At 51.9% G+C, this 12,535-nt stretch carries 9 protein-coding genes; 8 read left to right on the top strand and 1 reads right to left on the bottom strand.

Annotated features, from left to right (window positions below; translation table 11 throughout):
* The first annotated feature begins 16 nt into the window (after window positions 1-16).
* From IDH41_RS09170 to IDH41_RS09180, 3 genes are read left to right on the top strand one after another with little or no spacing between them, the layout of a single operon-like run.
* Window positions 17-1,288 (top strand): ABC transporter substrate-binding protein, encoded by a 1,272-nt coding sequence (locus tag IDH41_RS09170; protein WP_190860289.1) that lies wholly within the window; start codon window positions 17-19, stop codon window positions 1,286-1,288.
* On the top strand, window positions 1,289-2,173 hold the full coding sequence (locus IDH41_RS09175; protein ID WP_190860290.1) for a carbohydrate ABC transporter permease: 885 nt from the start codon (window positions 1,289-1,291) through the stop codon (window positions 2,171-2,173).
* On the top strand, window positions 2,170-2,994 hold the full coding sequence (locus IDH41_RS09180) for a carbohydrate ABC transporter permease (RefSeq protein WP_190860292.1): 825 nt from the start codon (window positions 2,170-2,172) through the stop codon (window positions 2,992-2,994). Before IDH41_RS09175 ends, IDH41_RS09180 begins: the two co-directional genes overlap by 4 nt.
* 117 nt (window positions 2,995-3,111) lie before the next feature.
* Here the strand turns inward: IDH41_RS09180 and IDH41_RS09185 are convergent, their stop codons facing one another.
* Window positions 3,112-3,996 carry an AraC family transcriptional regulator gene (locus tag IDH41_RS09185; protein WP_190860294.1) on the bottom strand — a complete coding sequence of 295 codons (885 nt, stop codon included), beginning with the start codon at window positions 3,994-3,996 and terminating at the stop codon, window positions 3,112-3,114.
* A gap of 166 nt (window positions 3,997-4,162) precedes the next feature.
* On the opposite strand from IDH41_RS09185, the gene IDH41_RS09190 reads away from it, so the two are divergent.
* From IDH41_RS09190 to IDH41_RS09210, 5 genes are all read left to right on the top strand, one after another.
* Entirely contained in the window at window positions 4,163-6,835 is a 2,673-nt protein-coding gene (locus tag IDH41_RS09190) for a family 78 glycoside hydrolase catalytic domain (RefSeq protein ID WP_317890714.1), read from the top strand.
* Window positions 6,836-6,921: 86 nt separating this feature from the next.
* Window positions 6,922-8,232, top strand: a complete 1,311-nt coding sequence (locus tag IDH41_RS09195; protein ID WP_190860295.1) for an ABC transporter substrate-binding protein — start codon at window positions 6,922-6,924, stop codon at window positions 8,230-8,232.
* Between the two features lie 56 nt (window positions 8,233-8,288).
* Window positions 8,289-9,188: a carbohydrate ABC transporter permease gene (locus IDH41_RS09200; RefSeq protein WP_190860314.1), complete on the top strand. Its 900-nt coding sequence runs from the start codon at window positions 8,289-8,291 to the stop codon at window positions 9,186-9,188.
* Window positions 9,189-9,190: 2 nt separating this feature from the next.
* Window positions 9,191-10,033, top strand: a complete 843-nt coding sequence (locus tag IDH41_RS09205; protein ID WP_190860297.1) for a carbohydrate ABC transporter permease — start codon at window positions 9,191-9,193, stop codon at window positions 10,031-10,033.
* A gap of 91 nt (window positions 10,034-10,124) precedes the next feature.
* Window positions 10,125-11,594: a DUF5605 domain-containing protein gene (locus IDH41_RS09210; RefSeq protein WP_190860299.1), complete on the top strand. Its 1,470-nt coding sequence runs from the start codon at window positions 10,125-10,127 to the stop codon at window positions 11,592-11,594.
* Window positions 11,595-12,535: the final 941 nt, after the last annotated feature.

Below are 12,535 nucleotides of genomic sequence, written 5' to 3' on the forward strand. Positions count from 1 at the left end.
GGGGGATTTCATAACGATGAAGAAACGTGCTTATTTGCTGACCTGCATGCTGCTGATCGCTTTGCTTCTCGCCGCATGCAGCAATGCAGGCGGAAGCGAGCAAGGAAACGGAGGGGACGGGCAAGCGGAGCAGAACGTGAAGATCAGCCTCTTGTCCTGGAACAACGAAACCGAGATGAAGCCGGTGCTGGACGGTTTCAAGAAGAAGTACCCGCATATTACGATCGATTTTCAGTCGGCGCCGCCGGTCAAGGACTATATCGCCAAGCTTCAAACGATGCTGTTGTCGGAGTCGGCGACGGACATCTTCATCATCGCGGCCGAGAACCGGAACGAAATCATCGACGGGGGCCATGCGCTCGACCTGACGGATCAGCCGTTCATGGACACGATGATCGAGAGCAACAAGCCGATGCTGAGCAAAAACGGCAAAACGTATGCGTTTACGCAGACCGGCTGGGTCGGCGGTTGGTACTACAACAAAGACCTGTTCGCCAAGGCGGGAATCGAGAAGCTGCCGGAGACGTGGGACGAATTCGTCGCGATGTGCCTTAAGCTGAAGGAGGCCGGAATCACGCCGTTATACGACAATATGCAGGATTTAACGTCCATGCATTCCGTGCTTTACGGCAACATGACGCTTGCCTCCGATCCGTCGTTCGACGATAAAATTTTCGCCGGGGAGAAGACGTTCTCGGACGGCTGGACGGAAGTATTCAAGCTGTGGAAGAAGGATTTGATCGACGGCGGCATTCTTACCCCGGATATGATCGGCCTGACGGGCGACCAGATCGAAAGCGAATTTACGCTCGGCAACGTCGCGATGTTTTTCGGCGGCCCGTGGAACATCTCCAAGCTGGAAGCTACCGAGGGGTTGAACTTCGGCATGATGACGGTGCCCGGTCCGAATCCCGGCGAGAACTACTACGTAGGCGCGCCGGGCGTCGGCTTCGCGGTGAACAGCGCGAGCCGGCATCAGGAGGAAGCGCTGCAGTTCATCGAGTACTTAAGCACCGAGGAAGGGCTTCAGCTGTTCTATGAAGGCACCGGGGCTTTGATCACCGCGAGCAACTTCGAGGCGAAGGTTCATCCCGCGCTGCAGACCGCGTTCGACGAAGGGCTTATGGCAGGCAAGGTCTATCTTCCGATGGTCGCGTGGCCAAGGCATCAGGAGGCGCTGCGCAATCAGTTCGTCATCTCGACGCAGGATATGGCGGTCGGCAAAATAACGCCGGAGGAAGCCGCCGCGGCCATCGACAAAAAATTCGAAGAAATGGAAAACAAATAAATGACGAAGGCTCTCAAGCAGCTTCAATACCAAGTATTTCTGCTTCCGATCCTGCTGGTGTACACGCTGTTCACGATCTATCCGCTCTTGCGTTCTTTCGTTCTGAGCTTTACGGACTTCAACGGCTACAATAAGGACTACAACTTCACCGGACTCAAAAATTACATGAAACTGTTCGCCGACGACGCGATCGTGTCCGGCATCTCCTTCACGTTGCTGTTCGCGCTGCTTAGCACGCTGATCATTACGGTGCTGGCGATTCCGCTCGCGCTTATTCTGGATCAGAATTTTTTGACCAAAAACATTCACCGGGCGATCTTCTTCTTCCCGTCCATACCGAGCGGCCTGCTGCTTGCGTTCATCTGGGGATTCATTCTCTCGCCCGTGTCCTCCGGCGTGCTGAATACGGTGCTTCGGGAGCTGTTCGGCGTCGGCCCGCAGCCTTGGCTGTCCGATCCGCTGCTTGCCAAGCTGTCGACGATCGTCGTGGCGACATGGGCCTCCGCCGGCTGGCACGCCGTGCTGTACCTGGCGTTCCTGCAGGCGATCCCCAAAGATTATTACGAGGCCGCGTCGATCGACGGGGCGAACCGGCCGCAGCTGATCCGCTACATTACGCTGCCGCTGCTCGCTCCCGCCATGACGGTTAGCGTCATGCTGCTCCTTACGGGCGGACTGAAGGTGTTCGAGGTGCCGTTCGCCTTGACGAAGGGCGGACCGGGCTTCGAAACGCACACGATTACGCAGGTCATCGTGCTGCGCGGCATTACGGAGACGCAATACGGGCTCGCTTCCGCGATCTCGATCGTCTTTTTCCTGATCGTGCTGGCCATCGCGTATTTCCAGGTTACCTTGATGCAGAAGAGGGAGGAGCGGATCCAATGACGGGCGGTACGAGAAGGAACTGGTTGCTCGATCTGCTGCTGCTGCCGGTCGGCCTGCTGACGTTCTTCCCGTTCTATCTGGTGATCGTCAACACGTTCAAGAGCGCGCAGGAAACGTCGTCGCGGCCGATGAGCCTGCCGAACACTTGGGATTTCTCCAACTACGGCAACGTATTCGAGGAAACGCCCATCGTCCGGAGCTTCGGCAACAGTCTGGTCATCACGGTCTGCAGCGTCCTGCTGATGGTGATGATCGGCGCGATGGCGGCTTACCCGGTCGTGTTCAATCCGGGGCGCATGAACCGGCTGGTCATGCTGTACCTGCTCATGGGCTTCATGATCCCTTTCCAGACGACGCTCATTCCGCTGTTCCAGCTGATGACCGATTTGAACCTGGTCGACCGGCTGTACGGGCTCATTGCGTTGTATGCGGGGGGCGCGGTATTCGTCTTCTTCCTGATGCTCGGTTATATGAAGACGATTCCGAAGGAGCTGTCCGAGGCGGCGATCATCGACGGCTGCTCGGTATGGGGCATTTTTTGGCGGATTATATTTCCGCTGCTGAAGCCGATCACCGTCACCAGCATTATTTTTCAAACGATGTGGATATGGAACGACTTCCTCGCCCCGATGCTGTTCCTCGGCTCCAACCGCAACACGACGCTGGTGCTCGAAATTTATAAGGCGAAGGGCGAGTTCTCGGTCAACTGGCCGATGTTCATGACGATGACCGTCATCACGCTTATTCCGATCTTCGTCTTCTTCCTCCTGATGCAGAAGCAGATCGTGAAGGGCATCGTTGGCGGCGCGGTTAAGGGATAGTCGAATAGGCGCGCAAAAGCGCAAATGCAAGCCGAGCGGTACACGGGCTTTGACCCGGGTTCCGCTCGGTTTATTTTGGCGCGACGGGATAGGCGCATCGGCTAGCGGGAGGCTGATTTATTCGCCGATTTTAAGAGCCTTGGTTCGATACTGCAGAGGGGTACACCCTGTCAGCTTGCGGAACAAGGCATGGAAAAATTTCAAATCGGTATAGCCAATACGTCCAACAATTTCGTTGACGGGCAGGTCTGTCGTCTCCAGCATGACGCAGCTTCTCTGAATGCGGACATGCTGCACATAACGGTTAAAGGTTTGCCCGGTGGCCTGCTTGAACAGCTGCTGCAAATGATTGACACTGATCGAGCTGGAGCTCGCCATGTCCTTTAGGGTGAGCTGCTCATGCGCATGATGATGGATGAATTGGATCATATCCTCCACCTTCTCGCGGTAGCGGTTCGTGGTTGGAAGCTTGCCCGCATTGGTTACCTCGGATTGCATGCGGTGCAGTAGAATCAATATTTGCAGAAGAATCGTTTTGAGCATCGTACGGTGCTCGGAGAATTGCTGGTGAAACTCCAGATACGCCATCTGAAACATCTGGGAAAGACGGTTATGCTTGTCCTGATAATAGTACCAGCCCTGCTTCAGTTCCTGTGGTGAGTAGAGAACCCGGTAAAGCTCAGATTGTGATGGAATCCAGTCCTTCACATCCCGAATCGCTTCGAGCTGAAAAATACAATTGCAAATAACCAGAGGTTCGGCCGATTGCGGGGACGATGGCCGGAAGACGTGAGAGGTCCCGATCGGCAGCAAAAACAAATCTCCTTTTTGAACAGGAATGGTCTGATCCCCAATAAATTGAAAGCCCCGCCCTTCTTCTACCAGACAGATTTCAATAAAGTCATGCGTATGATATTTGACCTTGAACGACTCGGTCTCCCGATTGAGAAAAATGGGGAAATCAGGTTTAAAAAAACGATCTCCAGTCAGCACCTGAACCATACCGCATCTCCTTTGCGTTGTTGTATCCATTGTAAGCGCTTTACATGCGGATTATCAAGAAGAAAAAATGATAATGACCTAAATCTATTGTGATATCAGCCTATAAAAGTCGATTCATGATCTTTTATACTTTAATCAACAGCAGGATGCAGAGAGGAGCGCGAATGTGGGAATTACCGCAAGCCGTTTAAAAATGGTTCATAAGCATGAGTCGCAGCTGAAGGAGGCAGGCGCTGCGGCCAGCATGAGCTGGATGCTGCAATCCGCCGAGTCGGAGCAGCTTCAAAGTGCCTACCATATCCAGGCTGCATCTGCACAAGAGCAGCTGCTTCTGGGTAAGCCGGACCTGTGGGATAGCGGCGTTGTTGTATCGGGGCAATCGCTGCATGTAGATTACAAAGGCTTACTGCCCAGATCAGGCAAACAATGCTGGTGGAGAGTTCGGGTGTGGGATAAATCTGGAGCGCCATCGGAATGGAGTGATGCAGCGGTCTGGACGCAAGCGCGCCTAGAGCCATCGGAATGGACTGCGAAATGGATTGGAAACGTTAACCGCAAAGAGCTGGAGCTGCCTCCGGCAAGCTATCTGCGCAAAGCCTTTCAAATGGATAGGCATGTAAAAAATGCAACCGCTTACGCAAGTGCATTAGGGCTTTATGAGCTAAGAATTAATGGCAAGCGCGCTACTGACGAGCGGTTTGCCCCCGGATGGACGGATTATCATACAAGGGTGCAATATCAGGCCTGCGATGTGACACATCTGCTGCATCAGGGGAGCAATGCAATCGGCATGATTTTAGGCACAGGCTGGTACGCGGGTTATCTGGGGATGATGGGACGCCAGGTGTATGGGGAGTCTCCAAGGCTGCTGTTTCAGCTTCATCTGGCGTATGAGGATGGCAGTGAAGAATGGCTGATCTCGGACGCCTCGTGGAAAATGAGCAAGGGGCCGATCCTTTACTCGGACATTATCAAGGGGGAGAAGTACGATGCCCGCCTGGCTCAGTCCGGTTGGGATGAGCCCGGCTTTCAGGATGGAGAATGGGAGCAGCCGCACTGCTTTGAGCCTTACGAAGGGGAATTGACGCTGCAGCTTGATCCGCCAATCCGGGTGATGGAGCAGATTCGTCCGTTATCTGTCAGGAAGACAGAGCGGGGCAGCTATATATACGACTTAGGGCAGAATATTGCCGGCTGGACACGACTACAAATGAGTGGACGCTCTGGGCAGGAAATTACGGTTCGGCATGCGGAGATGCTGGATGCTGACGGCTCGTTGTACCTCGCCAATCTCCGCAAGGCGGTTCAAACGGACATTTATATTTTGCGGGGGGATGAAGCCGAGGAGCTGGAACCGCATTTTACCTATCATGGTTTCCGCTATGTGGAAGTCGATGGAGCGGAGGGAGAGCTAACCCTAGATCAGCTAATTGGACTTGCCGCCTACTCGGCTGCTGAAGCATCGGGCTGGGTAGAAACATCGGATGAGCTGATTAATCAGCTGTACAGCAATATTGTCTGGGGGCAAAAGGGGAATTTCTTCAGTGTTCCGACAGATTGCCCGCAACGGGATGAACGACTCGGCTGGACGGGGGACGCGCAAATCTTTGTGCGGACGGCCTGCTACAACATGAATGTCGAAGCCTTTTTCCAAAAATATATGGTGGATGTAGCTGATGCGCAGCGGGAGGACGGCGCGTTTCCGGATACGGCACCGGATGCGAACTGGTCATACTTCAAGCAGGTATCGAGCGCCAAGTGGTTCGCACCCGATAATGCGGGCTGGGGGGATGCAGGTGTCATTATCCCGTGGACGTTGTATCTGATGTACGGAGATGCTGCCATTTTAAAGCAATATTACGATCGAATGAAGCAATGGGTCGACTATTTGAAGGCTAACAGCGATGATCTGATCCGGCCGGATTATGCCGATCACGCTGACTGGTTGTCGGTGAATGCGGATACGCCCAAGGATGTGCTGGCCACGCAATATTTTGCTTACAGTACCCGGTTATTTGCCCGGATTGCGGCCCTTGTCGGCAATGAAGAGGATGCGGCCAGCTACGATGAATTATTTGAACAAATAAAGATGGCTTTTACGAGCGAATTTGTTACTATGGACGGCATCATTGAAGGAGATACTCAGACGGTATATGCGCTGGCATTATATTTTGGCCTGCTTACCGAGGAACTGGGTGAAAAGTCGGCTCAGCGGCTGGTACAGCTTATTGAGGAGAATGGCAATCACCTATCGACAGGTTTCCTCGGCGTGGGATATCTTCTCCCTGTATTGTCCGAGATTGGCCAAAATGAGCTTGCCTACACGCTGCTTCAACAGGAAAGCTATCCATCTTGGCTGTACTCCGTCAAGCATGGGGCTACGACGATCTGGGAACGGTGGGACGGCTGGACAGAGCATGGCGGCTTCCAAAGTCCTAGTATGAACTCGTTCAACCATTACTCGCTAGGTTCGGTTGGAGAGTGGATGTTCCGTTACATGGCAGGATTGGACCCCGATCCGCAGCAGCCCGGCTTCAAGCACATCCGGTTTCAGCCAAGGCCGGGAGGAACATTGAGAAATGTGAAAGCGCATTATGAGAGCGGATACGGCCGTATTGAAGCAAGCTGGGAATATGATGAGCAGCAAGGAATGACAATCAAGCTCAGTCTGCCCCCTAATACGACTGCTTCTGTGATTTTGCCAGGGCCGGCAGTGCGAGCACAAGGTCAGGCGTATTCGCTTGAAGCGGGCGGCTTGCACTATGAGGTAGGCTCAGGAGCGTATACCTTTTACTGCGTGCAGACAGAAAAAAGGAAGGAGAAGCAAGCCCATGAGTGAAGGCGGATACCATTCTACAGGGACCGTTATATCGTACATGCATCGTTAATGTTTTAGCTCGCTAACTAAAAGGGAGGATTTTTTAAATGTTCAAAAACAGAATGTTAGGCGCTTCGCTGCTCGTCACCCTGATGATTTTTCTCGCTGCATGCGGCAACTCGTCGAATAACAGTGCATCCGGCAGTAATAAAGGGGACGAAGCCGCAGAGAAAAATGTAGAATTGCGGATGATGTGGTGGGGGTCACAGGCGCGCCATGAAGCAACACTAAAGGTCATTGAATTGTTTGAGGGCAAAAATCCTAACATTTCGATTAACGCCGAGTATTTGGGAGCGGACGGATACTGGGATAAGCTGAATACCCAAATTGCGGGGGGCAATGCGCCTGATCTTATTCAGCTTGGCAACAATTACCCGGACTATGTATCCCGCGGTACGCTGCTTGAATTGGACCCTTTCATGGGCAATGTAATCAATTTGAGCGATTTTGACGAGGCGATTGCCACTAGCGGCAAGTTGAATGATAAGCAATACGGCATTAATCTTGGTTCCAATGCACTTGGCATCGTGTATAACAGCGAATTGATCAAAAAAGCAGGCATGGAACCGCCGAAAGCGGGCCTGAGCTGGGATGAGCTGGAGCAGTACAGCAAGGAGCTTGTAGGCAAGCTGGGCACCGGCTACTATGCTTTCGCAGACCAATCTGCCTTTACCCATTATGTTGGACATTATGTGCGCCAGAGCGGAAAAGCGCTGTTTGACGGCACCAATATTTCCTTTGATGAAGCAGACATGACCTCTTGGTTCGATATGTGGAAGCGTTTCCGTGAAGAAGGCATTATTCCTCCAGCAGAGAAATCGGCTGCTTATTTGGAAGTCGCGCCTGACAATTCTATGCTGGTTGAAGGTAAAACCGCGATGGTCGTCATGTGGTCCAATCAGTTGAAGGCCTTCCAGGAAGCGATGCAGGATGAGCTGGAAATGATCCCGCTGCCGAGTGGGGGAACCGAGAAGGGCATGTGGATTCAGCCCAGCCAGTTCCTTGGTGTAAGCGCAAAAACCGAGCATCGCAAGGAAGCGGCTGCGTTTATTAACTTCTTTGTCAATGATCCTGAAGCAACAGCGATCTTAAGCAGCGACAGAGGTATTCCGGGCTCCAAGGTCGTTCGTGAAGCGCTGAAAGCCAACGCTGAGCCAATCGTGTTGAAGACGTATAACTATCTGGACGCGGCCGCTGAGCAATCCCGCGAGATGGACCAAGAAATGCCAAACATCGCCGAGTGGGATGCCGCTTTGAAGAATGCGGCACAGAAAATAGCTTTCGGAGAGGCTTCCGCCCAAGAATCTGCACAAGAAGCTTTGAAGTCCGCTCAAGCTGCAGCCGACAAAGCGAAATAAAATTCCAATAGGAGGGACCGCGTTTGAATCAATCAGCTAAATCAAATCGGACTTCAATGTATCTTAAGGGGCTGTGGAAGAAAAATGCGGTCCCCTACCTTTTTCTTCTTCCCTGGTTTTTGGGGGTTTTCGCACTAACGATCGGACCGATGATCAGCTCATTGTATCTCTCTTTTACCCAATATGACATGCTGACACCGTCCAAATGGATCGGAACCGAAAACTATGCCAGAATGTTCGATGATCCCCGTTACATGCAATCGTTAAAGGTGACTTTTACTTATGTATTCGTATCCGTGCCGTTTAAGCTGATTTTTGCGCTTGCGGTAGCCATGCTTCTGAACAAAGGCATACGCGCACTTCCGCTGTACCGGACGGTCTATTACATTCCGACGCTGCTTGGAGGAAGCGTAGCGATAGCTGTGCTTTGGCGCAAAATGTTTGGCGGCGGCGGCGTGCTGAATGAGTTTTTGCTCAGCGTATTTGGAATTCTGGCCCCAGATTGGGTATCGAATCCCAAATATGCGATTTATTCGATTATTGCGTTAACCGTATGGCAGTTTGGCTCATCGATGATTATATTTTTGGCTGGCTTAAAGCAGATTCCGCAAGAGCTATATGAGGCATCCGAGGTGGACGGAGCAGGCAGAATGCGCCGCTTCTTCAATATTACGATTCCGATGCTCTCGCCGGTTATATTCTTCAATCTGGTCATCCAGCTCATTACAGCCTTTCAGGCCTTTACTCCAGCCTTTATTATTAGTGGCGGCAAGGGCGGGCCGATTGACTCGACGCTGTTTTATACCCTGTATCTCTATCAGAAGGGCTTTGCCTTCTTCGAGATGGGGTATGCTTCGGCCATGGCGTGGGGCCTTCTGGTTATTATTGCGGTATTTACAGCTATTATTTTCGGTACATCCAAGTATTGGGTTAATTATGCAGACGGGGGGAAATGACGATGAATACAACTTCAAGAGCACAGGCCATGGGTACGCACCTCTTCGTCATATTGCTCGGCCTCCTTATGCTCTACCCGATTATTTGGTTGGTGGTCAGCTCGTTCAAACCAAGCTACCTCATTTTCTCGGATTTGTCGATTTGGCCCAAAGAGGTCACGCTGGACAACTATACGAAGGGCTGGTCAGGCGTATCCAAATCTTCCTTCGGCACGTTCATTGGCAATTCCATTATGCTCGGACTGATTTGCGTGGTGGGAAACCTGGTTTCATGCTCGATGGCGGCCTATGCATTCGGAAGGCTGAACTTCTCCTGGAAAAAAGTGTGGTTTGCGCTGATGATGGTGACCATTATGCTGCCGCATCACGTAACGGTCATTCCGCAATATGTACTTTTCTTCAAAATGGGCTGGGTAGACACGTTCGGTCCGTTATTTGTACCTAAGCTGCTGGCAACAGAGGCATTCTTTATTTTCCTCATGGTGCAGTTTATTCGCGGCTTGCCGTGTGATCTCGACGAGTCCGCGACGATTGACGGCTGCGGGACGATACAGATTTACTGGCGAATTATTTTGCCGCTTGCTTTTCCGGCGCTGATTACAACTGCCATCTTCACGTTTATCTGGACCTGGGATGATTTTTTCAGCCAATTGCTGTATCTGAACTCACCGGATCATTATACGGTACCGCTTGGTCTGCGCCTGTTTATGGACTCCTCTGGTGAGTCGAACTGGGGTCCTATGTTCGCGATGTCAGTGGTCTCGTTGATCCCGGCCCTGATTATTTTCTTCTCCCTGCAACGCTACTTTGTAGAGGGCATTGCTACGACGGGAATTAAAGGGTAAACAGTGGAACAGGATCAGTTAAGGCAGCTTGTTGGATAGCAGTAGGCTAGAGAACGCCTAAGCTGCAATCGAAGATGGAGGGGAAGATCGCATGACGGTACGGGAAGCAGCAGTGGAGCGGTGGGGGCAATTTGAGCTTTCACTGGCCGGTCCGCAGGAGGGGAATCCTTATGCGGAGCAGGAGCTGAAAGGTTATTTTAGCAAAGACGGGCATGAGGTATCGGTTCGGGGATTCTATGACGGGGGTGGCGTATACCGAATTCGATTCATGCCGGAGCAAGAGGGACGGTGGACTTACAGAACCGAGAGCTCGGCAGCGCAGTTGAATGGACATACGGGAAGCTTTGAATGTATCCCTGCCCAGGCGGGGAATCGTGGTCCGGTCCGGGTGAAGGATAAGTACCAGTTTGCCTATGCGGACGGCAGCAGCTATGCGCCTTTTGGTACCACCTGTTATGCGTGGATTCATCTGGACGAGGCTATGCAGAAGCAGACGCTGGCTACTCTGGCAGAAGCGCCGTTTAATAAGCTGCGGATGTGCGTATTTCCAAAGCATTATGCGTTTAACTCAACCGATCCGGACTGCTATCCGTTTGTGAAGAAACAAGGCGGCGGCTTTGACCTGGAGCGGTTCGATCCGCGTTTTTTTGCCAAGCTTGAGCAGCGCATATCCGATTTGCAGCAGCTCGGGATTGAGGCAGATTTAATTCTATTCCATCCGTATGACAAAGGGCGTTGGGGCTTTGATGCCATGGAATCGTCAAGTGATGATTATTATTTGCGCTATGTGATTGCCCGCCTGGCTTCCTTCCGCAATGTATGGTGGGCGCTGGCGAATGAGTATGATTTTATGGAAGAGAAACACATGACGGATTGGGACCGTCTGCTCCAGCTGACACAGGAGGAAGATCCTTACGCACATCTGCGTTCCATTCATAACGGTACGAAGATGTATGATCATGCCAGTGTCGTGTTTTACGATCATAAGCAGCCATGGATTACTCATCTCAGCGTTCAGCACTGGGATGTAACGATGCCGCCGATTTGGCATAGGGAATTCCGTAAGCCCATTGTGGTGGATGAATGCTGCTACGAAGGCAATCTGCCGCAGCGCTGGGGCAATGTGACAGGCGAGGAAATGGTACGCCGTTTCTGGGATATCATCGCCCGTGGCAGCTATTGCACACATGGAGAAACCTTTGCCGATGAGAATGATACCATCTGGTGGGCCAAGGGTGGCAAGCTGCATGGCGACAGCCCGGAGCGGATTCGCTTTCTGCGGACGATTCTGGAGACAGCACCCGAAAACTATAAGCCGATCCCTGAGATATATGATGTGCCGACCATTGGAATTGAAGGAGAGTACTACCTCCAATACTTCGGCATTCACCGTCCGGCATATCGGATTATTGAGCTGCCTGAGGGCAGCAGCTTCAAAGCGGAAATCATCGATACTTGGGAAATGACGATTACCGAGGTCGAGGGGCTGCTGAACGGAACAAGCCGGCTGGAGCTGCCGGATAAGATTTATCAGGCGGTTAGACTGACGCGCGTGTCTTAATGTGGCAGCCGCATCAAGCTGTTATGTTGATTTCATTGAACCGTGGACCTCAAGCGATAGCTTTTTCAAAGCCCACATCTCGTTTATCGAGTTGCGGGTTCTTTGCTGCGTACAAAGGCTTTGACCACATCCGCTATCCGTATAAGCAGAAAAAGCATTTTTCGACGAAGTGGGCTGCTCAGAGCTTTACTTTGCATGAGAACGGGAAGATTCATCTCAGCTTGGACCTTCATCAAGGGAAGCGGCAGAAGCCGATTGTCGTTTCCATCGCTCGCATGCCGGTCGGGAGGGTAAAGGAAATCGAACTCATCTAAGCTCGGTGATGGCGTCATAGGATTCCAATTTCAGCAACTGAGTTTCGACATGCAGTTGAATACAATTCCCGGTTGTTAGTTTGCGCGCACGGTGATCGAACGGTATTCATCGAACTCCAGCAAATTTAAGCATTGACGAATGGTGGTTAAATGCGGTACTTTATCCATGGTTGGTTCTCCTTTGTGAGAGATTATGGATAAGTGCCATACTCTCACAATAGGGAACTTTTTTGTTTTTGAAAAGGAAAACATTCAGATCATGTTAGGTTTGTCGCATGGCTAGTGCAGAAATTGAAATTATTGACGGCAACGGGTATCCCCGAAGTCATTTAGATTCAATTGTTGCAACTAAATTGCCTCCATTCGCGGTGTAATCGTCCGGTAGACGGTGTTTAGTTCAATTATTGAAACTAATTTACGATTGAGAGGGGGATTCCGCCATTTTGTTTCAATTTTTGAAATTACGCACGCCCCATCTCGCATTTCCGGGAGATGGGGCTTTGTTTATTCCGCCGGGCCGGGCAGCGAATGGGCAATGTGCCGCCCCAGGCGGTGCAAGCCCGGCCGTGCGCCCCAGGCGGTGCAAGCCCGGCCGTGCGCCCCAGGCGGTGCAAGCCCGGCCGTGCG

Origin of the sequence: Paenibacillus arenilitoris, assembly GCF_014705655.1 — a bacterium.
GTDB lineage: Bacteria > Bacillota > Bacilli > Paenibacillales > Paenibacillaceae > Pristimantibacillus > Pristimantibacillus arenilitoris.